Origin of the sequence: Bacillus sp. N5-665, from assembly GCF_022637375.2 — a bacterium.
In the GTDB taxonomy this organism is placed as follows: Bacteria; Bacillota; Bacilli; order Bacillales; family Bacillaceae_G; genus Bacillus_A; species Bacillus_A wiedmannii.
In genome coordinates this window covers 544,299-567,104 of record NZ_CP093325.1, presented here as the reverse complement: position 1 = coordinate 567,104, position 22,806 = coordinate 544,299, and the positions used below count along the sequence as shown (strand labels likewise).

At 37.0% G+C, this 22,806-nt stretch carries 24 protein-coding genes; 12 read left to right on the top strand and 12 right to left on the bottom strand.

Annotated elements, in window-relative coordinates:
* Positions 1 to 102: 102 nt before the first annotated feature.
* Positions 103 to 1,254, top strand: a complete 1,152-nt coding sequence (locus tag MNO09_RS05135) for a MalY/PatB family protein (RefSeq protein ID WP_001175863.1) — start codon at positions 103 to 105, stop codon at positions 1,252 to 1,254.
* A gap of 87 nt (positions 1,255 to 1,341) precedes the next feature.
* On the opposite strand, the gene sodC is transcribed toward MNO09_RS05135, so the two are convergent.
* Together sodC and MNO09_RS05125 are read right to left on the bottom strand one after the other, a co-directional pair.
* On the bottom strand, positions 1,342 to 1,881 hold the full coding sequence (sodC, locus tag MNO09_RS05130; protein ID WP_000746502.1) for a superoxide dismutase [Cu-Zn]: 540 nt from the start codon (positions 1,879 to 1,881) through the stop codon (positions 1,342 to 1,344).
* Between the two features lie 68 nt (positions 1,882 to 1,949).
* Positions 1,950 to 2,126, bottom strand: coding sequence for a hypothetical protein (locus tag MNO09_RS05125; RefSeq protein WP_000982763.1), 177 nt, complete (start codon positions 2,124 to 2,126; stop codon positions 1,950 to 1,952).
* A gap of 166 nt (positions 2,127 to 2,292) precedes the next feature.
* Here MNO09_RS05125 and kapB point away from each other — a divergent pair, with 166 nt between their 5' ends.
* Positions 2,293 to 2,676, top strand: a complete 384-nt coding sequence (kapB, locus tag MNO09_RS05120) for a kinase-associated lipoprotein KapB (protein ID WP_001209345.1) — start codon at positions 2,293 to 2,295, stop codon at positions 2,674 to 2,676.
* Between the two features lie 41 nt (positions 2,677 to 2,717).
* On the opposite strand, the gene kapD is transcribed toward kapB, so the two are convergent.
* Positions 2,718 to 3,341, bottom strand: a complete 624-nt coding sequence (gene kapD, locus MNO09_RS05115) for a 3'-5' exonuclease KapD (RefSeq protein ID WP_088107450.1) — start codon at positions 3,339 to 3,341, stop codon at positions 2,718 to 2,720.
* A gap of 289 nt (positions 3,342 to 3,630) precedes the next feature.
* Between kapD and MNO09_RS05110 the strand changes: the two genes are divergently transcribed.
* A complete protein-coding gene (locus MNO09_RS05110; protein WP_000545212.1) occupies positions 3,631 to 4,956 on the top strand; it encodes an ArsB/NhaD family transporter in 1,326 nt (441 codons plus the stop codon).
* Between the two features lie 109 nt (positions 4,957 to 5,065).
* Here MNO09_RS05110 and MNO09_RS05105 read toward each other — a convergent pair whose 3' ends face one another.
* Positions 5,066 to 5,533, bottom strand: a complete 468-nt coding sequence (locus MNO09_RS05105) for a hypothetical protein (protein ID WP_000390064.1) — start codon at positions 5,531 to 5,533, stop codon at positions 5,066 to 5,068.
* Between the two features lie 118 nt (positions 5,534 to 5,651).
* Between MNO09_RS05105 and MNO09_RS05100 the strand changes: the two genes are divergently transcribed.
* Together MNO09_RS05100 and MNO09_RS05095 are read left to right on the top strand one after the other, a co-directional pair.
* Entirely contained in the window at positions 5,652 to 6,365 is a 714-nt protein-coding gene (locus tag MNO09_RS05100) for a DNA alkylation repair protein (protein WP_000553333.1), read from the top strand.
* Positions 6,366 to 6,709: 344 nt separating this feature from the next.
* The gene (locus MNO09_RS05095; protein ID WP_000287155.1) at positions 6,710 to 8,086 is read left to right on the top strand and encodes a glycine--tRNA ligase; all 1,377 of its coding nucleotides are present in this window, start codon (positions 6,710 to 6,712) and stop codon (positions 8,084 to 8,086) included.
* Between the two features lie 36 nt (positions 8,087 to 8,122).
* On the opposite strand, the gene MNO09_RS05090 is transcribed toward MNO09_RS05095, so the two are convergent.
* Positions 8,123 to 8,506, bottom strand: coding sequence for a hotdog fold thioesterase (locus MNO09_RS05090; protein WP_000520763.1), 384 nt, complete (start codon positions 8,504 to 8,506; stop codon positions 8,123 to 8,125).
* Positions 8,507 to 8,601: 95 nt separating this feature from the next.
* On the opposite strand from MNO09_RS05090, the gene MNO09_RS05085 reads away from it, so the two are divergent.
* The 3 genes from MNO09_RS05085 to MNO09_RS05075 all read left to right on the top strand — a co-directional run bounded on the left by MNO09_RS05085 (position 8,602) and on the right by MNO09_RS05075 (position 10,968).
* Positions 8,602 to 9,345, top strand: coding sequence for a DUF3298 and DUF4163 domain-containing protein (locus MNO09_RS05085; protein ID WP_000810344.1), 744 nt, complete (start codon positions 8,602 to 8,604; stop codon positions 9,343 to 9,345).
* A 50-nt stretch (positions 9,346 to 9,395) separates the two neighbouring features.
* Positions 9,396 to 9,989, top strand: a complete 594-nt coding sequence (locus tag MNO09_RS05080; protein ID WP_001252151.1) for a biotin transporter BioY — start codon at positions 9,396 to 9,398, stop codon at positions 9,987 to 9,989.
* Positions 9,990 to 10,137: 148 nt separating this feature from the next.
* Positions 10,138 to 10,968, top strand: coding sequence for a hypothetical protein (locus tag MNO09_RS05075; protein WP_241950099.1), 831 nt, complete (start codon positions 10,138 to 10,140; stop codon positions 10,966 to 10,968).
* Positions 10,969 to 11,078: 110 nt separating this feature from the next.
* On the opposite strand, the gene galU is transcribed toward MNO09_RS05075, so the two are convergent.
* Both galU and MNO09_RS05065 read right to left on the bottom strand, forming a co-directional pair.
* The gene (gene galU / locus MNO09_RS05070) at positions 11,079 to 11,966 is read right to left on the bottom strand and encodes a UTP--glucose-1-phosphate uridylyltransferase GalU (protein ID WP_000832650.1); all 888 of its coding nucleotides are present in this window, start codon (positions 11,964 to 11,966) and stop codon (positions 11,079 to 11,081) included.
* A gap of 108 nt (positions 11,967 to 12,074) precedes the next feature.
* Positions 12,075 to 13,799 (bottom strand): phospho-sugar mutase, encoded by a 1,725-nt coding sequence (locus tag MNO09_RS05065; RefSeq protein ID WP_001104232.1) that lies wholly within the window; start codon positions 13,797 to 13,799, stop codon positions 12,075 to 12,077.
* Positions 13,800 to 13,942: 143 nt separating this feature from the next.
* Between MNO09_RS05065 and cdaS the strand changes: the two genes are divergently transcribed.
* Positions 13,943 to 14,548, top strand: a complete 606-nt coding sequence (cdaS, locus tag MNO09_RS05060) for a sporulation-specific diadenylate cyclase CdaS (RefSeq protein WP_001158734.1) — start codon at positions 13,943 to 13,945, stop codon at positions 14,546 to 14,548.
* A 129-nt stretch (positions 14,549 to 14,677) separates the two neighbouring features.
* On the opposite strand, the gene pepA is transcribed toward cdaS, so the two are convergent.
* The 5 genes from pepA to MNO09_RS05035 all read right to left on the bottom strand — a co-directional run bounded on the left by pepA (position 14,678) and on the right by MNO09_RS05035 (position 19,173).
* Positions 14,678 to 16,162 (bottom strand): cytosol aminopeptidase, encoded by a 1,485-nt coding sequence (gene pepA, locus MNO09_RS05055; protein ID WP_000487978.1) that lies wholly within the window; start codon positions 16,160 to 16,162, stop codon positions 14,678 to 14,680.
* A 146-nt stretch (positions 16,163 to 16,308) separates the two neighbouring features.
* On the bottom strand, positions 16,309 to 16,935 hold the full coding sequence (gene spsC, locus MNO09_RS05050; protein WP_000920109.1) for a stationary phase survival protein SpsC: 627 nt from the start codon (positions 16,933 to 16,935) through the stop codon (positions 16,309 to 16,311).
* Positions 16,936 to 17,021: 86 nt separating this feature from the next.
* Positions 17,022 to 17,339 (bottom strand): YuiB family protein, encoded by a 318-nt coding sequence (locus MNO09_RS05045; protein WP_000027005.1) that lies wholly within the window; start codon positions 17,337 to 17,339, stop codon positions 17,022 to 17,024.
* The gene (locus MNO09_RS05040) at positions 17,336 to 17,842 is read right to left on the bottom strand and encodes an NUDIX hydrolase (protein ID WP_000415323.1); all 507 of its coding nucleotides are present in this window, start codon (positions 17,840 to 17,842) and stop codon (positions 17,336 to 17,338) included. The genes MNO09_RS05045 and MNO09_RS05040 overlap by 4 nt, the downstream gene beginning before the upstream one ends.
* Positions 17,843 to 17,964: 122 nt before the next feature.
* Positions 17,965 to 19,173 carry an NAD(P)/FAD-dependent oxidoreductase gene (locus tag MNO09_RS05035; protein ID WP_000856610.1) on the bottom strand — a complete coding sequence of 403 codons (1,209 nt, stop codon included), beginning with the start codon at positions 19,171 to 19,173 and terminating at the stop codon, positions 17,965 to 17,967.
* A gap of 462 nt (positions 19,174 to 19,635) precedes the next feature.
* Between MNO09_RS05035 and MNO09_RS05030 the strand changes: the two genes are divergently transcribed.
* From MNO09_RS05030 to MNO09_RS05020, 3 genes are all read left to right on the top strand, one after another.
* Positions 19,636 to 20,625: an NAD(P)/FAD-dependent oxidoreductase gene (locus MNO09_RS05030; RefSeq protein ID WP_000829783.1), complete on the top strand. Its 990-nt coding sequence runs from the start codon at positions 19,636 to 19,638 to the stop codon at positions 20,623 to 20,625.
* A 125-nt stretch (positions 20,626 to 20,750) separates the two neighbouring features.
* Positions 20,751 to 21,227 (top strand): GyrI-like domain-containing protein, encoded by a 477-nt coding sequence (locus MNO09_RS05025; RefSeq protein WP_000662565.1) that lies wholly within the window; start codon positions 20,751 to 20,753, stop codon positions 21,225 to 21,227.
* A gap of 326 nt (positions 21,228 to 21,553) precedes the next feature.
* A complete protein-coding gene (locus MNO09_RS05020; RefSeq protein ID WP_000391926.1) occupies positions 21,554 to 22,801 on the top strand; it encodes an MFS transporter in 1,248 nt (415 codons plus the stop codon).
* The last annotated feature ends 5 nt before the right edge of the window (positions 22,802 to 22,806 follow it).

Sequence of the window (22,806 nt, the reverse complement as noted above, 5' to 3'; positions counted from 1 at the left end):
TCACTTTTTAATACTTTTCTTTATCCTATCACATCAGCTATTCTATAAGAAGAGAGAGAACTTTCATAACTTAACGGTTTTACAGAAGAAGGGGGCAAACTTATGCAACTATTTCATAAAACAGTCAATCGACGTGGTACTCATAGTACAAAATGGGATACGTATAAAAACGAAGAACTTATCCACGCTTGGATAGCTGATATGGACTTTGAAGTACCACAACCAATTCAAACTGCTTTAAAGAAACGTATCGAGCATCCTATTTTCGGCTATACACTTCCTCCCGAAAATATTGGAGATACTATTTGTAACTGGACAAAAAAACAGTACAACTGGGATATTCAAAAAGAATGGATTGTCTTTAGCGCCGGAATCGTTCCAGCTCTTAGTACGAGCATACAGGCCTTCACAAAGGAAAACGAATCCGTTCTCGTACAACCACCTATTTATCCCCCATTTTTCGAAATGGTCACAACAAACAATAGACAATTATGCATGAGTCCATTACAGAAACAAAATGATACATATGCGATAGACTTCGATTATTTAGAAAAGCAATTTCAACAAGGCGTCAAACTCATGCTTCTTTGTAGTCCTCACAATCCAATCGGGCGTGTTTGGTCAAAAGAGGAACTCACACAACTTGGCACGTTATGTACAAAATATAATGTAATCGTTGTCGCGGATGAAATTCATGCCGATATTATTTACGGAGATCGTACTCATACACCGTTCGCTTCTTTATCTGAAGAATTAGCAGCATGCACGATTACTTGTATGGCTCCGAGTAAAACATTTAATATCGCCGGATTACAGGCATCGATTATTATCATTCCAAACGAAAAACTCCGTCAAACCTTTACATCTATCCAATATAGACAAGGTTTCCACGGATTAAATACGTTTGCCTATACAGCGATGCAAAGCGCCTATACAGAATGTAACGATTGGCTAAATGAAATTCGATTATATATAGAAGATAACGCTCAATTCGCTTGTGAATATATTAAAGATCACATACCTGCTCTTTCTGTAACGAAACCAGAAGGTAGCTTTTTATTATGGATTGATTGCTCTCGCCTACAGCTTTCTCAAAACGAACGCACCACATTGCTTGAGGAAAAAGGGAAGATCATCGTTGAACCTGGTGAGAAATATGGATTAGGCGGAGAAGAACATATTCGAATTAACATCGGGTGTCCAAGATCTGTTTTAGAAGAAATCTTAAATAGACTGCGCCATACGTTTTCATAATAAGAAAGGAGGTAATTCGGGAAAACCTTCTTTATCAATATCTTTTCAAATACGTTTCACAAAAAAAGCTACCATGCACGGTAGCTTTTACTTTTTCTTCATATCCGATGCTTTTTTTACAATGACACCACAAGCAATTCGATCACCTGATTTACCTGTTGGTTGTGTCATACCATCATCAGCGTTTTCTGTAATAATAATAGACGCTCCATCTTTTCTATGAATCGTTGTTTTTCCTTCTTCAAGCGTTATGTGCGGCGCATCGATTTCTGCCTTGATCTTTCCAGAACCGTCTGCAATTACGTTCGGTAAATCACCGTTTTCTGCACCCTTCGGATTAAGAAGTCCATGTTTTTTATTATCAGGATTAAAATGATTGCCAGATGATTCAAAACGTGGTGCTTTACACTCACCAATTTCGTGTACATGTATGCCGTGCGGGCCTGGTGCAAAACCTTCCCCTTTAATCGTAATTTTCACTCCGCTTGTTTGTTGCTCTACTTTCGCAGTCCCCACTTCATCGCCTGAAGCATTATGTAATTTCACGTCAATTTCTTTCGGCTTTCCTTGGTCACAACCTGCCATCAGAAATAATAAACAACAACTAAAAAAAAGCCGTTTTTTCATTCTATTCCCTCCAAAATATATTCTGCCCTTAGATTGTCCGAGCATAGAGGGAAACATACAAAAATGAGTTACTGTTTCTTTTCCGCTAAAAGTTTTTCTTCAACTTTCTGTAATCGCTCCGCTTCGCGTTTTGATACACGAATGAACATACGCCACGTAGCAACGGCACCAATGATAAATAGAACGCAAACAATCCCTGGAATAATATATTCTGTTTTATCTTCCGGAAAATATAAAGGCATCATACGGAACACTCCTTATTATAGGATTTTAAAAAACATCAGAATTTTCTGTTATATAATATAAAATTATAGTGGAACCTATCCATATTCTCAAGGGGGCATTCCGAAAGCGAATGATTTCTTTGACTCCTTCGCATACTTTCCTTACTATAAACTTGAGGTGAAAAATATGAGAGAAACATTTGAAATTGGTGAAATCGTTACTGGTATTTATAAAACTGGCAAATACATCGGCGAAGTTACAAATAGCCGTCCTGGCAGTTACGTCGTAAAAGTGTTAGCTGTTTTAAAACATCCGGTGCAAGGTGACTTACATAACGTAAAACAAGCTGACGTACCATTTTTCCATGAAAGACGTGCTTTAGCTTTCCGTGAACAGACGAACATTCCAGAGCAAATGGTGAAGAAATATGAAGGAGAAATTCCAGAGTATACAGAGTCACTCAAATTAGCATTAGAAACTCAAATGAATTCATTTTCTGAAGATGATTCACCTTTTGCGGTTCGTAGTCTAGAAACATTAGAGCAGTTAAAAAAAGACTACAAACTTTAAAAAAACAAAACGACCAAATTACATACTGTGCAATTTGGTCGTTACTGTGTACTCACTTTCTTTAACACTTTTGAAAAATCAACGAGTTCTCCCAATGTTGGAGGTGCTGGTTTCACTAAATACTCTTTATCTTTTTCTACTAATTTAAAAATATTATACGTCGTCATCGCATCATCTAGCGCACAATGATGCTTACCCGTCCCTGCTTTTCCATATGCCTCAATTGCTTTCCACAATCCTGTTTGATTTCTCTCTCCAAAAAACTTCTTATACTCAAGTGATAAATCACGACACTGTCCTAAGAACGGAAAGTCTACTCTCGCCATTTCACAATTATGCTTCAACACTTTCATATCCATATTTCCCCACGTAACAATGGTTAGTTTACATCTCCTTTCATATTCTGCAAGTTTTTCAACGAGTTCTGGAAACGAAATTCCTTTATCTACGACTTCTTGTTTAATTCCTAAAAATTTCTTACATCGATCCGTTAAAGAAGGAAAAGTTTTCGGCCTAACATGAGCTGAATACGTGTCTTCTACCTTACAGCCAACAACCGAAACGAGTCCTACCTCAATAATTTCCGGGAAAAATCCTTTTGGTTTTTTTCTGTGCTGGGGCATCGTAAACTCAAAATCCAAAAATAAAAATCGTTGTTCATCCATACGATCCCTTCCTTATCATCTTTGTCATTCCTTTCTATTTGACACTCCTACACGAACAAGCTCGAATGCTAATTCCATTTTAAATATTCAGATTGGATGTATCTTATATATATGTCAAATGCCCACAAATATTTTTAAAAATAAGAAAAAATGACCGATGCAGAAAATATGACAAAATACCCCCTCTCATTTACATCCTCCATTTTTCTACTTTATAATGACTTTATGTGTGTTTCTTTGGGAACATTTTTGACACACTAAGAAAAGTGAATGAAAGGAGATGAGAGTTTTGCACGAAACAACGCAAGAGCTCGCAAACTGGCAGTATTATTTTGCTATCGCAGTCTTTTTAATTACATATGCCATTATTATTTCAGAAAAAATTAATCGCGCTGTCATCGCACTTCTTGGTGCAGCACTCATGGTAATTATGGGGGTCGTTGATTTACACAACGCCTTTACGAAACATATTGAATGGGGGACGATTACGCTACTCATCGGTATGATGATTCTGGTGAACATTACGAGTAAATCGGGTGTCTTCCAATACGTTGCCATTAAAGCAGCAAAAGGGGCGCAAGGAAATCCAATTAAAATTTTAATTTCACTTTCCTTACTTACTGCGCTTGGTTCCGCATTTTTAGATAACGTTACAACTGTACTTCTTGTTGTTCCAGTTACTTTATCTATTACGCGCATACTGCAAGTAAATCCTGTTCCTTATTTACTTTCTGAAATTATTTTTTCAAACATTGGAGGAACAGCAACATTAATTGGTGATCCGCCAAATATTATGATTGGTTCTGCAAATAAGCATTTAGATTTCAATGCTTTCTTATTCAACTTAGCACCTATCGTAATCATTATTATTGCTGTTACAGCGACAATACTTTACTTCATGTACCGTAAACAATTAATTGCTGATCCTGTACAAATTAAAAAATTAATGAGTTTAGATGAAAAACAATACATTAAAGATCCAGTATTAATGAAAAAATCTTTAACAGTACTTGGACTTACAATCGTAGGTTTCATGACTCATTCGATCTTCCATGTTGATGCAGCTATCATCGCTTTAACTGGTGCTACTGTACTTATGCTAATCGGTGTAAAAGAACATGAAATTGAAGAGGTATTCGCAAGTGTAGAGTGGGTAACAATCTTCTTCTTCGCAGGACTATTCGTACTTGTTGGAGGACTTATTGATATCGGCCTTATCAAAATGTTAGCTCAAAAAGTAATTGGAATAACAGGCGGAGATGTTTCTTACGCATCTATCCTGATTTTATGGGTATCTGGTATCGCCTCTGCAACAATTGATAACATTCCATTCGTTGCAACAATGATCCCACTTATTAACGATATGGCAGTTGGGCTAGGTTTATCACCTTCTGACGCACAAATCGACGTATTATGGTGGGCATTAGCATTAGGTGCTTGTCTAGGTGGAAACGGAACATTAATCGGAGCTTCTGCTAACGTAATTGTTGCAGGTATCGCAAGTCGTGAGGGCCATAAATTTAGCTACATGGAATTCCTTAAAGTCGGCTTCCCAATTATGATCGTTTCATTAATCATTTCTCATATTTATATTTATTTACGCTACCTTATGTAGTAAAAAAGGGCTGTCCTATGTGGCAGCCCTTTTTTCTTGGTCAACGAAATATCGATTAACCAACAAAGAGCTGTTCCAAAATATCTTCGAAACAGCTCCCCGCATATATCTACTCGTTATACCTTACCGGCTCATTCCGAATAATGAACAAGTGAATCGGTAAGAAAACCGAAAATGTGATTGTATGAATAATCGTAAACAATATAGAATTCGTTCCGTATCTATCTAAAATTGCGTAGATAAGATAAATAGATAGCACAATCGATACAGCTGTTGCTATTAAATATAGAATTGGTACGAAGTTAAAAATGAAACACGCGACATATATGCCGAATACTTTCCATCCTGCTTCTTCTTTTAAGAAATCCGGTAATTTGTCTTTTGCTAAATCACCCCAGATCTTACTATTTAAAAAAGGAATAAACGCAAGAGCACCATCCGTTGCACCATCATTTTTCGCCATCGTATACAGTGCAAAAGCCGTTAATAAATACGCAATAATTGCCCAAATCAATACAACAAGAATAAACGCAAAACTAAGAGCAAAGAAACCTGCTAGTACGCCTTGATCTTCCATCTTATCCTCTCCTCTCTACTCTCAACATATTTCATTACTTTACAAGTTATGTTTTAAAATTTATCCAAACTCTCTGTATAATGGTATGAGAAAGGTAATAAGAAAGGAGAACGCACTTATGCATCCATTTGTACAAGCATTACAAGAGCATTTCATAGCTCATAAAAACCTTGAAAAAGCGGAACCGATGGCACGTTATATGAAAAATCACTTCCCATTTCTCGGAATTCAAACACCTGAAAGAAGACAATTATTGAAAGACGTCATCCAAATACATACTCTCCCAGATCAAAAAGATTTCCAAGTTATCGTATGTGAGCTTTGGGATTTACCAGAACGTGAATTTCAAGCGGCTGCACTCGATATTATGCAAAAATATAAAAAACATATAAACGAAACGCATATCCCGTTTTTAGAAGAACTCATTGTAACAAAATCTTGGTGGGATTCTGTCGATAGCATCGTTCCTACATTTTTAGGGAATATCTTTTTAAAACATCCAGAATTAATTTCCGCCTATATTCCAAAATGGATTGCATCAGATAACATATGGTTACAACGCGCCGCTATTTTATTCCAGCTAAAATATAAACAAAAGATGGATGAAGAACTTCTTTTCTGGATTATTGGACAGCTACATTCTTCAAAAGAATTTTTCATTCAAAAAGCGATTGGCTGGGTCCTTCGCGAATATGCAAAAACAAAGCCCGATGTCGTTTGGGAATACGTGCAAAATAACGAGCTTGCCTCGCTTAGTAAACGTGAAGCAATTAAGCACATTAAACAAAATTACGGAATAAATAACGAAAAAATAGGCGAGACTCTATCATAGATAGACGCGTTCCTCTATTGAGATTTAAAAAAGAACGTGTTAGAATATGTTCATTATTATTAATATAAGTAGCGATGACGGACTTATAAGTACTTGCACAAAAGCGATTCAGGGATAGTGAAAGCCTGAAGCCGCAAGGAAACGGCAGTCCCGAGCAATACGTGATAAAGTGGATGCACCTGTTGTGTATCAACTAGGGTGGAACCGCGGGCAAACGCTCGTCCCTAGGCAATTAAGCCTTGGGATGAGCGTTTTTTTATGTTTTCAAAGCATATACCGCTCGTTTCACTAGTATCTGAGCACGTCATCGCCAATACGTTAACTTTCAAAAGGAGGATTTTATTATGTATTCAATGGAACAAGTTGTAAACTTAGCAAAACATCGCGGTTTTGTTTTCCCTGGTTCTGAAATTTACGGTGGTCTTGCAAACACTTGGGATTACGGTCCACTTGGAATCGAATTAAAAAATAACGTTAAAAAAGCTTGGTGGAAAAAATTCATTCAAGAATCTCCATACAACGTTGGTTTAGACGCAGCTATTTTAATGAACCCAAAAACTTGGATCGCTTCTGGTCACGTTGGTAACTTCAACGATCCAATGATCGACTGTAAAAAATGTAAAGCGCGTCACCGTGCTGACAAATTAATTGAAGATGCATTAGATGCAAAAGGCATTGAAATGGTTGTTGATGGTCTTACTTTCGACCAAATGGCTGACTTAATGAAAGAGCATGAAGTAAAATGTCCTGATTGTGGTAGTGAAGAGTTCACTGAAATCCGTCAGTTCAACTTAATGTTCAAAACATTCCAAGGTGTTACAGAGTCTAGCACGAACGAAATCTTCCTTCGCCCTGAAACAGCACAAGGTATTTTCGTAAACTTCAAAAACGTACAACGCTCTATGCGTAAAAAACTTCCATTTGGTATCGGCCAAATCGGTAAGAGCTTCCGTAACGAAATCACGCCTGGTAACTTCACATTCCGTACACGTGAATTCGAACAAATGGAACTTGAATTCTTCTGTAAGCCTGGTGAAGATTTAGAGTGGTTCGCATTCTGGCGTGAAACTTGTAAGAACTGGTTACTTTCACTTGGTATGACTGAAGAAAGCATGCGTCTTCGTGACCACGGTGAAGAGGAATTATCTCACTACAGTAACGCAACAACTGATATTGAATTCCGATTCCCATTCGGTTGGGGCGAACTATGGGGCGTAGCATCTCGTACAGACTTCGATTTAAAACGTCACATGGAACACTCTAATGAAGACTTTAACTATATCGATCCACAAACGAATGAGCGTTACGTACCGTACTGCATCGAGCCATCTTTAGGTGCTGACCGCGTAACATTAGCATTCTTATGTGATGCATATGAAGAAGAGCAATTAGAAAACGATTCTCGTACAGTTCTTCGTTTCCACCCTGCTTTAGCACCATACAAAGCAGCTATCTTACCATTATCTAAAAAGCTATCTGAAGGTGCTACTGAAGTATTCGCAGAACTAGCTAAAGACTTCATGGTAGACTTTGACGAAACTGGTTCTATCGGTAAACGTTACCGTCGTCAAGACGAAATCGGTACACCATTCTGTATCACTTACGACTTCGACTCAGTTGAAGACAAAGCTGTTACAGTACGTGACCGTGACACAATGGAACAAGTTCGTATGCCAATTAGCGAGCTAAAAGGTTTCTTAGAGAAGAAAATCCAGTTCTAATTATAAAAAAGAGGCGCTCTATTGAGCCGCCTCTTTTTACTTTTCACGTTTTTCTTTAATTGCTACTGTACATCTTGATATGCATAGTAAATCATCATTTTCATCAATAATACGCACATCCCAAACCATCGTTGAATGTCCTCTATGTATCGGTGTCCCGATCGCTGTTACAATTCCATCTTTCTTTGAGCGAATGTGATTTGCATTAATTTCTAGACCGAAACAAATACATTTCTCTTGATCAATTAAATTGTATGAACCGACACTTGCTACTGTTTCCGCTAATGCAAGAGATGCACCACCGTGTAAAAAACCAAATGGCTGATGCGTACGCTCATCAACAGGCATCGTAGCAACCACCTTATCTTCTGTCATCTCTAACAACTCAATTCCAAGTGAATCCATTAAAGTTTTTCCCATATCGTTTCCTCCTTCTCTTACTTTAATTGAATGTATAATTTTACCTATTTATTTTCAAACTACTTATAACACTTATATAAGGAGGTTTCACCTAAATGAAACAGAAATTTTGTATATTACTGCTTATGCTCTCCTTGCTGACTATTGTACCAAATTGTGCACTAGCAGCCAAAGCATCCAACCTGAAAATCGATGTTCAGACTGTAACAAAAAAAGGTAAGAAACCTTATATAGAATATCAAATTAACAGACCTTCTTTTCACAATTTTTCCGATTCTAAATTTCAAAATAAGCTCAATTTCTATTACAAAAAGTCTACTGACAAATTTAAAACTAAATTAGAAAAAGACGCAAAAAAATATTATAAAGAAACAGAAGGATCTAGCACACCTTTTCATCCGTACGTGGCGAATGTTGATTATAAAATCTCCTTAAATAAACCACCCTTACTCAGCCTATATTTGAATTACTATCAATATACAGGCGGAGCACACGGTCTTTATACGTGGAAGGCAAACACATTTGATTTAAAAGAAAAAAAGTTACTACACTTAGACGATTTATTTCAACAAGAAGATAAATATAAAGAAATAATCCGCGCTGAGATTGTAAGACAAATTAAACAAAATGAAGGCATTTATTTTCCTGATGCAACTGAAAAAATAATGAGTACGAAAAAGTTTCACTTCTTTTTAGAACCGGACAACCTCGTCATTTATTTCCCTTTATATGAGATTGCTCCTTATTCAAGCGGAATTCCTCAATTTCGTATTCCGTATACGTTGCTAAGAGAGTATTTGAAGCCTTCTTATCAAAATATTTTGATTGACAACAAGTAAATATTTTCGCTACGATAATGTTAACCTAAAAACAACAGGAGGTTAACATTATGAGAAGATTTCATGTTTTAGATTTAGCATTAGCTGCCATGTTCGTCGCTCTTATGGCCATTGGTGCAAATATTGTATCTTGGGCACCATTCCTGCAAGTAGCGGGCATCCCATTATCTATGCAACCATTTTTTGCAATTTTAGCAGGGCTTCTTCTTGGAAGTAGACTTGGTGCATTATCAATGACTGTGTATATGCTCGTTGGCTTAGCTGGTGCACCAATTTTCGCTAACTTCAAAGCTGGATTCGGGGCACTTTTAGATCCTACTGGTGGTTTTATTATTGCATTTATTATCGTTGCTTACGTATCAGGAAAACTAGTAGAACAAAAAGAACGACCAACATTCAGTACATTTGCAATTGCCTCTTTCACAGGAATCATTTTAACGTATATTATCGGTACTACTTATATGTACGGGGCAGTCAATTTCTTCATGGGTGGTAATATGAGTTATAAAGCTGCTTGGATGATTATGATGTGGTTCGCAGTAAAAGATATTGCATTTACAATTATCGGTGCTATTATCGCACCTCGCATATACTATGCTGTACGTCGTTCCGCTTATCAGCATTCTCATTCGACGATTTCATAATAAAAAGAGTTATCTTACTATGTTAAGATAACTCTTTTTTTGTTTTTCGACAATATACGACACATATTAAAAATGATTTTTGTTATGCTAATTCAGCAAATTAGATATTTTGCACATCTAATTAGAACAATATTTTGGAGGAAAATCAGTGAATCTATCAAAAAATACACTTATTAAAGTAAGTGTCGGAGTACTATCTTTATTTTTCATACTAGGTATGAGTATCAGTTACAAATTATATGGAAATAGCGAGTTAGGAATGTCATATACCTTTGGAAACGGCCTAGCATTTTTCTTTTTAATTCTTACTATAGTTAGTTTATGCGCGGCTTTAATCTTTATTGTTATTGGGTTAATTAAGAAAGTACGAAAATTACCAGCAAAAAAATCTTTAATAACATCGTTAATACTATTTCTAACAACCGTTATATCCGTCATCGTTCTTCTCTTTACGATAACAAAAGTAACAAATATGGAAGAGGAGTATCAAGCTCTTCAAGCCCAAAAGAAAAAAGAAGCTAATTACTTAATTGCCGCAGCATCTTTTTATAATAATATAAACACCTTTAAATATGCAGCATCTTACGTGTTATCCGAGTATTCAACTACATGGTCAAGCGCAATAGATAAAAGACAGGACTTCAATAATGCACTAAGTTCTAAGAGAACAGAAATTGACGGAATGATTACAAGCGTTGATACGTTTTATAACAATATGGGAAATGATTTAAAGTTAGTCTCTGAAGCTGCAAAAGAACAGCCTAATAAATATAAAGAAACCTATGAAGAATATAAAAAAATATATGGGATTATCACTGCGCTTAACGAACAGGCCCAATCTCCAAGTGGCAGCTTAATTTCATTTAATCAAAACGTTAATGCATTGATTCAGGAATACAAAAAAGCAGCTGGTAATATTAATATCGCTATTACTGATGAAATAAAATCCAAAGCTGATGAGCTAAAGCCTACTGATTAAAAGTAAAGACACTCTCTCCAGAGTGTCTTTTTTTCTCAAAAAATCCCCTTTAGATTAAGCAGTAAATACGTTCCTTTACCGCTCATCCAACAGGGGATTATATCACTATATTAAGACTGTTGCTTCGTGTGTTCTTCTAAAATTTTCTGCATCATTGGAACCATTTCATCACGTAATTCTGGGTGTTGCAGGGCCATTTCGATTGTCGTTTGAACGAATCCTAACTTTTCACCTACGTCGTAGCGCTTTCCTTCGAAATCGTAAGCAAATACACGTTGAATTTCGTTTAAGTTTTGGATTGCATCTGTTAACTGAATTTCACCACCAGCACCAACATGTTGCTGTTCTAAGAACATGAAGATTTCAGGTGTTAAAACGTAACGTCCCATAATTGCTAAGTTTGAAGGTGCTGTACCTGCTGCTGGTTTCTCAACGAAATTGCGAACTTGGTAACGACGTCCTTCCTGCTCTAATGGGTCGATAATTCCATAACGGTGTGTTTCATCTTCTGGAACCGTTTGTACACCAATAACAGAAGAAAGCGTTTTATCATATTCTTCAATTAATTGACGTAAACATGGTTTTTCAGCTTGAACGATATCATCACCTAATAAAACAGCGAATGGCTCATCACCGATGAATTTACGTGCACACCAAACTGCATGCCCTAATCCTTTTGGTTCTTTTTGACGGATATAGTGAATATCTACCATTTTTGAAGAAGCCTGTACTTTTTCAAGTAACTCATACTTTTTCTTTTCTAATAAGTTTTGCTCTAACTCAAATGCATTATCAAAATGATCTTCAATAGAGCGCTTCGTTTTACCAGTAACGATAATAATATCTTCGATTCCTGATTTTATTGCTTCTTCTACAATGTATTGGATAGTTGGTTTATCTACTATCGGTAACATTTCTTTTGGCATTGCTTTTGTTGCTGGTAAAAAACGTGTTCCTAATCCCGCTGCTGGGATTATCGCTTTTCTTACTCTTTTCATCACAAAATACCCTCTCTTCTGTCAGAATCAATAACGATTATTTCCTTACATAGAACAAAAGGGAGGTTTCACTCCCTTTTGTTCCCTACTACTTAAAATTACTTTATATTATAAACGATTCATAATATCTTCTTTAATAGTAAGTAACTTTTGTTCACTATTTTGTAAAGAATTATCTTGAACACCGAAGTAGAACTTAATCTTCGGTTCAGTTCCAGATGGGCGTAGGCAGAACCAAGAACCATCTTCTAATTGATATTTTAACACATTTGATTTCGGTAAGTGAATCTCTTCTTTATGTCCATCTTGTAAAGATGTAACGATGCTCGCTTTATAGTCTTCAACAGCTACAACTGTTAAGCCCGCTACTTCTTTCGGAGGATTTTCACGGAATGTTGCCATCATCTCTTGAATTTGTTCCGCTCCATCTTTTCCTTTTAGCGTTAGCGATACAAGATCTTCACGGAAGAAACCGTACTTCTCAAATACTTCTAATAAACCATCGTATAAAGTTTTACCTTGTGATTTGTAGTATGCAGCTACTTCACATGCAAATAGAACAGATTGTACTGCATCTTTATCACGACAGAATGGACGGATTAAATAACCATAGCTTTCCTCATAACCGAATTGGAATTCGTATTGTCCGCTTTCTTCATACTGTTTAATTTTCTCACCGATAAATTTAAATCCAGTTAACGTATCAACTGTATCTAAACCGTATGCTTTCGCGATTGTACGGCCAATTTCAGACGTTACGATTGTTTTTAATACAACACCGTTCTCTGGAAGTGTTCCGTTTTCTTTCTTTTGAGATAATAAGTAATCAAGCATTAATGCACCTGTTTGGTTACCAGTTAATACTTGGAACTCACCATCGTGATTACGAACTGCAACGCCTAGACGGTCTGCGTCAGGATCCGTTGCGATTAACACATCTGCGCCTACCTTCTCACCGTCACGAATTGCATACTCAAACGCTGCATGCTCTTCTGGGTTCGGTGATTTTACTGTAGAGAAGTTCGGATCTGGTAACTCTTGCTCTTTTACAACTGTTACATCTGTAAATCCAACTTCTTCTAAACCACGGCGTACAGAAATATTTGATGTTCCGTGTAATGGTGTAAAGACGATTTTTAAGTCTTTACCAACATTTTGTACCATTTCTTTATTAATAATGACATTGTTCAATTCTGCAGCATATGCATCATCTACTTCTTGTCCAATAATATGTAATAAACCGTCAGCTTTTAATTGCTCCACATTAGCAACCTCAACTGTTAACTCATCCTCTACTGCATTTACATAGCTAATTAACTCATCAGCTTCTTTTGGAGGCAACTGCCCACCATCTTCACCGTATACTTTATAACCGTTATATTCCGGCGGATTATGGCTTGCCGTAAGAACGATTCCACTTACTGTATGTAAATGACGAACTGCGAAAGAAAGCACTGGCGTTGGACGTAAGCTTTCAAACACATATGTTGTGATACCGTGTGCACCAAGTGTAGCAGCTACTTCCATTGCAAATTCAGGTGATTTATGACGAGAATCGTACGCAACAACAACACCGCGCTTCTTCGCTTCTTCACCTAATTTTTCAATAAACTTCGCTAATCCTTGTGTTGCTTTACGAACTGTATATACGTTTAAACGGTTCGTACCAGCACCAAGTTCACCACGCATACCACCTGTACCGAATTCTAGATTTTTATAAAAGCTGTCCTCAATTTTCTTCTCATCTTGCTTCATGTTTTCTAACTGTTCTTTTAGTTCTGCGTCTAACTCTGTATATGAAAGCCAGCGACTAAATTCTTGTTTCCAGTTCATATTTCTATCTCCTCTCGCTTGTCTTACCTTTATTATATGAAAAAAACAACCTGTATCTCAATATTTTTTACAATCTAACAGGATTTTACTAGGAATATTTGTATACACTATGGTTAAATACTCCACTAAAGGGAATGAGGATTATGCAAGAATGGGGCTTGTCAGAAGAGCTCAAAATACAAACAAAGCAAATGATTGAAATTGCTGAGAAAGAATTATCAATTATGAGACAAGCAATTGATAAAGAAGATGAATGTATTTTGTGCAAAATGGAAGATATTCATCATATGTTAGCAAACGTACAAACATTGGCAGCTACATACTATATTCAAGCGTATTTATCACCTTATACTGAAAGCTCACATTCTATCACAGCAACTGTCCAACATTTAAGCGCCCGAAAACACGGGGCTCTTATTGTTGTGGAAAGAAACGAGCCACTTGACTCTCTTATTCAAACTGGAACAACATTACATGCTCATTTAACCTCACCGTTACTTGAATCCATTTTCTATCCAGGTAACCCTCTTCATGACGGAGCCGTTCTCGTTAAAAATAATCATATTGTTTCAGCTGCCAATATTCTTCCGTTAACGAAAAGCACAGAAGTTGATCCTGAACTAGGAACACGTCACAGAGCTGCAATTGGCTTATCAGAAAAAAGCGATGCACTTATTTTAGTTGTCTCTGAAGAAACAGGTCGCACTTCATTCGCTTTAAATGGAACGTTATATACCATTTCTTTATAGGTTCCATCTTTTCCTATAGAACAGTACAATAGGAAATGAAATTATATCGAATTAACGAAAAAAATGACAATAATCATACCAATAAAAAAGGCTGTTCCAAAATGTTGGAACAGCCTTCTCTTATGGATCTTACTCTTCTCCGAAACGTTCAACAAGTGTTGCAAGTGTACGTACCATTGCACCCGTTGCTCCAGCTGGCCCTAAATCATGCGCTCCTGACGTTTCAGATGTTCCAGCGATGTCTAAGTGTACCCAAGGTGTATCTTCAGCAAATTCACCTAAGAATGTACCTGCCATAACCGCATGTCCTTCTCGGCCTGGTGAGTTATTTAAATCAGCAAACTTACTATTTCGAACGCGTTCTTTATCACGATCAAAAATCGGTAATTGCCAAATTGATTCATCTGTTTCCATAGAAGCCTCTAGCACTTGCTCAAACAACTCTTCATTGTTTGTCATTGCGCCTGTCGTCTGATTTCCAAGTGCAACAATTACACCACCTGTTAATGTCGCAACATCAATAAGATAGTTTGCACCTAGTTTTTTCGCATACGTAATACCGTCAGCTAACGCTAGGCGACCTTCTGCATCTGTATTTAATACTTCAATTGTTTTTCCGCTCATAGATGTGATTACATCGTCTGGCTTAAATGCTGTACCACTCACAACGTTATCAGTTGATGGAATAACAGCGATCACATTTTGCTCTGGGCGAAGTTCACCGATAATTTCCATCGCACCTAATACAGAAGCAGCACCGCCCATATCACCTTTCATACCGACCATGCCTTCACGTGGTTTTAAAGAATAACCACCTGTATCGTATGTAATCCCTTTTCCAACGAATCCAATGACATCTGTCCACTCTTCTTTTCCTTTATAAATAAGAGCGATCATTTTTGGTGGCTCAGTAGATCCTTGGTTTACTGCAAGTAACGCACCCATACCAAGCTCTTCCATCTCTTCTTTCTCAAGAACTTTATAATCCATATCATACTTTTCCGCTAACTCAACAGCATACTCAGCAAGCTTTGTTGCTGTTAATACGTTTGGCGGCATATTTACAAGTGTACGAGCTGAATTTGTTGCACGTCCATGTACGTAGCCAACTGTTAATGCAGCTTCAATTTCTTGTGCATCTTCCGCTGTAATAGCCGTGAACTTCTCTAGTTCCACACGATCCTTTTTATCTGATTTATACGTTTGTAACTCATATGTACCAAGACCTTGTACTTCTGCTGCAATATGAGCTACATCAATCGCATCTAATTTCTCTGTTACGAAAGAATCAAGCAAGATTGCTGCATCTTGTACTTTTGCTGCTTGTAACGTTTTAAACGCCTTACCAAGAGCAGAACGCAACGTTTCTGTCGTGTAAGACTCTTTCTTACCTAAACCAACGAAATAATAACGTTTCACATTTGTTTTTCCTAAACTATGTACTTTTGAAATAGCTTTCTTCTTAGTAGAAAGTTCTTTCTCTTCTAATAAAACTTGTAATTGTCCTTCAAAAGCTTTGTCCAGTTCTTGTACAAAACTACTCGTTTTCTCTTCTTCAAATAAGGCAACGATTACCGCTTCATGGCTTGCTAATTCTTTTTGTACTTGAAACATGTTCAGACCCCCTAAATTTCTCTACTCTGCCTTTATTATAACTTTATTTTCGATAAAATGCGACAATTCTAACTTCTGTTACATCCTACATAATCCGTATTTCTTCTATTTATAAAATAAAAAAGTCTAGCGTAATTCCCACTAGACTATCTTTGTTTTAAATATTGACCACGAAACACTTGCATCGTTTCGTCTTGATTTAACATCGTTAACTCTTCTTCTGAAAACTTACCATTTCCAACTTTCACTACATACACATTCACTTTTTTCTTACCCCATTGGCTATAAACATCTTTCACCGTATCATAATACAGATCAAGACGGTTTCCTTTTATTGCACCGCCCTTATCAGCTACTACACCGTACCCATAACCTGGTACGAATAGAATCGTTCCAATTGGGAATACGCGTAAGTCCGCAGCGATTGTGGAATATAAATCCCTTTTCACCTTAACTCCTGAATATGTAATACCATACTCCGGATGTCCCGGTCTCTTACCAGTTGACTCAATTCCCGACGTATAACCTGTTGCAGTCATTTCAATTGAACGATATTTAGACCAGTCGTTTGCCTGCTCTAAAGCATTTATCACTTCTTTACTCGGAGCAACATTTCTCTTAACTTCTGCTGCATGTACTTCTTTTGCACTCGTTCCCTCATATTTCTTTACAATCTCTAATAAAGAAACTCCTGTGAAAGCATTCCATGTTACGCATAATGCGGATACAAGTAAACAAGTCATCATAATGCGAATACAATATCGTTTTAACATTTTTATATTCCACACTCCTTCATCGTTAATCATTCCCTATACGATGAAGGAATATGCAAAAAAATAATCCCCAAATGAATTGGAGATTAAAACATTTGATATCCGCTTTTCCGCAGTTTCTTAATGACAATTCCGGCTAAAGCAGCACCTACTAATCCAGTAGATAGAATAAACACATCTGCCTGCCCTAAATGCGATACACTTGTCCCAAATGAAGAGAATGTTTCTTTCGGCTTTGAAAAATAATCCCACATACTCGCTTTATTAATAATAAGCATACAAATAATTGGATACACAATAACCATTACCCACGTCGCTCGCAAAATCATGTTGAGTAAAAATCCAATTCCAAAAAACAAAATGAAAAATAACATCATTGAAATAAGTAGTACTGGTATACTCACTCTTTCTCCCTCTCCTTCGCATGCGCCGTAAATACATGATAGGCTGTATAACCAAATTGCTCTCCTGGATCTAATGTTTTGTTCATCTCAAGATGTAGTTCTGACCTTCCTTCAAACAAATATTTGATAAGTAGAGACGTATTTGGATCGTCCGCAATCGTATCTGGATGTAAAAATGCTACTTCAGACAATTCCTTCTCCTGTACAATAATGTTTTCTCCTTCAGGCTCCAAAAGGAAAATAATCATATTATCACTAATCTCATTGCGAATCACGCCCGATCGAACACCAATGATCCCCTTCACATGAGCGACGATACCTGTCTCTTCTAACACTTCACGTTTCACAGCTTCATCAACCGTCTCACCTTCATTTACAAAACCAGCCGGTAAAGACCATTTCCCCTTTAATCCACTGTATTTTTTCTTAACGAACAGCCACCTGCCATCTTTTGTAGCAACTAAACCACTAACAGCTAACCACACTTTCCCTCGCTTCTCCATGATGTAATACCCTCCTCTACTAGAACGGACAGAATATTCTTTCTTTTTATATATTATACTATATTTTTAAAATGAAAAAAGCAGAAACAGCTCTTAGCCGTTTCTGCTTTTTCTACTATATATTAAAAGAACTTTAATTTACCTTTTTTAAGAACTAATAAAGGTCCACCTAATAAGAATAGGTAACGGTTATCGATAACTTTCTTCATGAAAGAAGCTTTCCAACCTGTTAACTTTTTGCCCATAACAACGCCCATTGCATCGTCATGACCTAAAGAACATACAGATCCTTTATTGTCGAATGCGAATTTTTTCATTTCGCCTTTACCACGAACTAACACAGTTAAGTTGTGTGCAATGTTGTAACCTTCTTGAATTGCGATTTGTGCCGTTGGTGGGTATGGACGATTAATTTCTTCGTTAATGATTAACGCTGCGTCACCAACCATGAATACATCTTCGTATCCTGGAGCGTGCATGTACTCATCAACTTTTACACGTCCGCGCATTGCTTCAAAGCCAGACTCTTCTACAATACCGTTACCACGAACACCCGCAGCCCAAACTACTGTTTCCGACTTAATTAATTCAGTATCATCGCCGTTTGCAACGATAATACCTTCTTCAGTTGCTTCTTTAATTGCTGTACCGATGCGGAATTCTACGCCTTTTTTCTCAAGTTGTTTTACAGCGTATTCTACTAATGCTGGATCGAAACCTGGAAGTGCTGTTGGAGCAGCTTCTACACAGATAATACGTGCTTTTTCACGTGGTACATTGTACTGTTTGCAAAGTTCAGGAACACGGTTTGCAAGCTCACCTACGTACTCGATACCAGTAAATCCAGCACCACCAACAACGATCGTTACTAATTCATCGCGTTGTTCAGTTGCATATTTAGCAAAACTAGCTTCCATATGCTCACGAATTTCACGAGTTGCATTAATGTTAGCAATTGAGAATGCATGCTCTTTTAATCCTGTAATTCCGAATGTTTCTGATTCGAAACCAAGACCGATTACTAAGTAGTCATACTCTAGCTCGCCGTCTTTTAAGATGATGCGTTTTTCAGCAGCTTTAATTTCTACTACTGTGTCTTGTACAAAGTTCACTTTATTTGTATCAATAACGTCTTGAATATCTAGACAGATTTTTTCATCTTGTAATGTACCAGCTGCGCTCTCATGTAACCAAGTCGCTTGGTAGTGATAGCTGTTGTTGTTTACTAACGTAATTTCAGCTTCATTTACAGATAATGCTTTTTGCAGACGAACAGTCGTAATCATCCCGCCATAACCTGCACCTAAAACTACGATTTTTGGAGTCTTCACCAAATCACAACCCTTTTCTTTATATAATAGTAATGAAAAATAATACCAAGTACTAAAAACTATATTTGTCAAGAATGTGGAATTTATCACATTCTATATCATAACAAAACGCAGTCAAAAAATCGTACGAATTTTGTCATAGAAATTTAACATAATACTTCCCTATATTAGTCGGTTTTATTCCAGAATTCAAGCGTCTGGAGAATTATCAATATTTTAAAATAACATAGCGTTTTCAAGGGTTTTTCAGCCTTTTTTTCATGTATTTTCCTTTCACCATATTTTATACAATTAAAAAAGCATCTATGCGAAAACTTACACACAATTCAGTCGTTTTCAGAAGTATTATGAACTCAAATATGCTATCATTTATTTGAAAGTGTCATCATTTGCAGGATTTTCGTGTACATATGAACAATATATGAAATCAATATCAAAATTCCATCTATAGGGGGAATGAAAGTGGCAGAAAATCAAAAAGTTTACGACATAACAATTATTGGTGGTGGTCCAACAGGGCTGTTCACAGCATTTTATGGCGGCATGAGACAAGCAAGTGTAAAAATCATTGAAAGCTTACCTCAACTTGGAGGACAATTATCCGCACTCTACCCTGAAAAATACATTTATGATGTAGCTGGATTCCCGAAAGTGCGTGCACAAGAATTAGTTGATAACTTAAAAGAGCAAATGAAGAAATTTGACCCAACCGTTTGTTTAGAAGAAGCTGTTGATACGCTTGAGAAACAAGCTGACGGTATATTTAAACTTGTTACGAATAAGCAAACTCACTATTCTAAATCAGTTATTATTACTGCTGGCAATGGTGCTTTCCAACCACGCCGCTTAGAATTAGAAGGTACAGCAAAGTACGAAAAGAAAAACTTACATTATTTCGTTGATGATATGAATAAATTTGCTGGTAAGCGCGTCGTAGTATTTGGTGGCGGCGACTCAGCGGTTGATTGGACAATGATGTTAGAGCCAATCGCTGACAAAGTTACAATCGTTCATCGCCGTGATAAATTCCGTGCGCATGAACATAGCGTAGAAAGCTTAATGAATTCTCGTGCAGAAGTAAGCACACCGTACGTTCCAGTAGAACTCATTGGTGATGACAACATTGAACAAGTCGTTCTTCAGCATGTAAAAACAGAAGAAAAACTTATCATCGATGTGGATGATGTCATCGTAAACTACGGCTTCGTTTCCTCTCTTGGCCCAATCAAAAACTGGGGCTTAGATATACAAAAAAACAGCATTCTCGTGAACTCGAAAATGGAAACAAATATTCCTGGCATATACGCTGCTGGTGACATTTGTACATATGAAGGAAAAGTAAAACTCATTGCTTGCGGCTTTGGTGAAGCACCAACAGCAGTAAACAATGCAAAAGCTTACTTCGATCCAAACGCAAAACTTCAACCGATGCACAGCTCAAGTATGTTTTAATATAGAAATGAAAAGAACTCCTTTTACGTGAAGGAGTTCTTTTATTATTGTGCTACCGTATCCTTCCAAAATATGTTACAATAAACAAGAACAAACGTTCTACTTACTAAGGGGGATATTTTAAAATGAAAGAACCTATTATCGTAAAAAAAGAAGCTTTCCAAGCAATCGGCGTTTCAATTAAGACGACAAATGAAATAGAGGCATCTACTGGAGGAAAAATTCCCGGGCTTTGGAACCGCTACTTCCAAGAACAAATGATGCATCACATCCCAAATCAACAAACGCAAGAAACATTCGCTTTCTACTCCAATTACGAATCAGACGAAACTGGTACATATCAATTTACAATCGGTATGCCCGTTTCTTCATTAGAAGACGTTCCTGAAAATATGACAACTTTAACAATACCTGCCGCTACATATGCGGTATTTACAACGAGAAAAGGACCAGTTGCTGAAGTCGTTTGTGAGGCTTGGGAATATATTTGGCAATGGTCAAAAGAAAACAAACGTGCTTTTACAACAGACTTTGAGCTTTATGATGAAAAAGCAACAGATCCAACCAACGTACAATTAGATATTTATATCGCATTAGCCTGAATGACAAAAAAGAAGATACCATTTGGTATCTTCTTTTTTGTCGTTAAATAGCCACTGTGCAAACCCAACATTATTGTCTACAATGAGAAAGTGCAGTATAGAAATATTAGAAACTGTATAAAGTGAAACTATACTCAGTGGGGGTTTTGTTCATCCCCACTGAGTATTAGTTGAACCAATCGGACGTTTACGGGCAGTTAGTCTCCCACCTAACTTCTTTGCTCAAGCCAAATTTTGAGGTGGGAGTTTTACTGCCCGTTAACGCGGGATAAAGTGATTGTTAACAGGTTTTTCAGTTTAAATTTTTCACATAGAAAGGAAGTAATATGGAGGAACTACAACAAAATAAATCTGCTTTAAAAGAAAATGCGAAACCGTTATTAAAAAATACGAATTTCCTTTTCCTTTGGGCAGCTACTCTTTTTTCAAGTTTTGCTTTAGCCTTTTTTACTTTTTCACAAACGTGGTACATAGCAAAAACATTAAACCTTGAGGCTTCACTCGGTGTTGTTTTCGTAGCTCTTAGTGTTCCAAGGCTTATTTTTATGATTATCGGCGGTGCTGTAGCTGATAAATTCCCGAAAAAAAACATTATGTTTTATTCTAATATTATTCGTGCTATTCTTGTCGCAACCATCCTTACATGGTTCATCGTAGGTGATGTAACACTATATACATTTGCTTTATTCGCTTTATTCTTCGGGCTTGCTGATGCTTTTTTCTGGTCAGCTGATGGATCTATCTTGCCTGAACTTGTAGAAAAAAGCCGTTTAACACAAGCAAACTCACTTACACAAATGACAAACCAAGCATCTGTCATCTTAGGCCCTGTACTGGGCGGAATTCTTATCAAATTTACGAACTATGAAACGATCTTTTCGATCACGATTTTATTACTAATCGTCGCAGCCATACTCGTTCAAAAAATACAATTTACGATGCCAGAACAGCAAAATACAGACAAAGGCATGTTCACTTCGATTAAAGAAGGAATTTTATATGTAAAGGAATCACCATTCCTTTCAACTTTCCTTCTTTGTAGCGCCTTTTTAAACTTATTTTTAATCGGTCCGATGCAAGTTGGCTTCCCGCTTTTCGTTAAAAATGTTCTGCACGGTGATTCGCTTCAATTTAGTTACTTAGAAGCGTCTGTAGGTGGCGGAATGGCAATAGGCGCTGTCATTGTCGGTTTAAAAAATATTAATCGTAGACGCGGTCTATTTTGTATTATCATGATGCTACTGTCTGGTGTATTCTTCTTATCCATCAACTTTAGCACCGTACTGTGGCAAGCATTATTAGCTGGCATGTTTTACGGTATTACAATTGCAATGGCTATCGTTCCGCTTATGGCGATGATTCAATCGACAGTAAAAGAAGAAATGATGGGACGCGTAATGAGTTTACTTATGCTCTCATCAATGGGCTTTATCCCGCTTTCTTATGCATTCACATCAATCGCACTTGCAATAGGGATTCCAATCGTAACCGTTATGAAAAGCGGTGCAATCGCTGTTATCGTCTTCGTACTATTTGTAGCAATTCGTGTTCCAGTTGTAAGAAAGTTTGATTAACCACT

Coding starts and splice junctions, on each gene's coding strand:
- MNO09_RS05065 (WP_001104232.1), bottom strand. CDS start 13,799: ATGAACTGGAAACAAGAATTTAGTCGCTGGCTTTCATATACAGAGTTA.
- MNO09_RS05095 (WP_000287155.1), top strand. CDS start 6,710: ATGTATTCAATGGAACAAGTTGTAAACTTAGCAAAACATCGCGGTTTT.
- kapD (WP_088107450.1), bottom strand. CDS start 3,341: ATGGATGAACAACGATTTTTATTTTTGGATTTTGAGTTTACGATGCCC.
- spsC (WP_000920109.1), bottom strand. CDS start 16,935: ATGTTAAAACGATATTGTATTCGCATTATGATGACTTGTTTACTTGTA.
- sodC (WP_000746502.1), bottom strand. CDS start 1,881: ATGAAAAAACGGCTTTTTTTTAGTTGTTGTTTATTATTTCTGATGGCA.
- MNO09_RS05100 (WP_000553333.1), top strand. CDS start 5,652: ATGCATCCATTTGTACAAGCATTACAAGAGCATTTCATAGCTCATAAA.
- MNO09_RS05085 (WP_000810344.1), top strand. CDS start 8,602: ATGAAACAGAAATTTTGTATATTACTGCTTATGCTCTCCTTGCTGACT.
- MNO09_RS05040 (WP_000415323.1), bottom strand. CDS start 17,842: ATGGAGAAGCGAGGGAAAGTGTGGTTAGCTGTTAGTGGTTTAGTTGCT.
- cdaS (WP_001158734.1), top strand. CDS start 13,943: ATGCAAGAATGGGGCTTGTCAGAAGAGCTCAAAATACAAACAAAGCAA.
- MNO09_RS05025 (WP_000662565.1), top strand. CDS start 20,751: ATGAAAGAACCTATTATCGTAAAAAAAGAAGCTTTCCAAGCAATCGGC.
- MNO09_RS05020 (WP_000391926.1), top strand. CDS start 21,554: ATGGAGGAACTACAACAAAATAAATCTGCTTTAAAAGAAAATGCGAAA.
- MNO09_RS05090 (WP_000520763.1), bottom strand. CDS start 8,506: ATGGGAAAAACTTTAATGGATTCACTTGGAATTGAGTTGTTAGAGATG.
- MNO09_RS05125 (WP_000982763.1), bottom strand. CDS start 2,126: ATGATGCCTTTATATTTTCCGGAAGATAAAACAGAATATATTATTCCA.
- MNO09_RS05105 (WP_000390064.1), bottom strand. CDS start 5,533: ATGGAAGATCAAGGCGTACTAGCAGGTTTCTTTGCTCTTAGTTTTGCG.
- MNO09_RS05135 (WP_001175863.1), top strand. CDS start 103: ATGCAACTATTTCATAAAACAGTCAATCGACGTGGTACTCATAGTACA.
- kapB (WP_001209345.1), top strand. CDS start 2,293: ATGAGAGAAACATTTGAAATTGGTGAAATCGTTACTGGTATTTATAAA.
- MNO09_RS05080 (WP_001252151.1), top strand. CDS start 9,396: ATGAGAAGATTTCATGTTTTAGATTTAGCATTAGCTGCCATGTTCGTC.
- pepA (WP_000487978.1), bottom strand. CDS start 16,162: ATGTTTCAAGTACAAAAAGAATTAGCAAGCCATGAAGCGGTAATCGTT.
- galU (WP_000832650.1), bottom strand. CDS start 11,966: ATGAAAAGAGTAAGAAAAGCGATAATCCCAGCAGCGGGATTAGGAACA.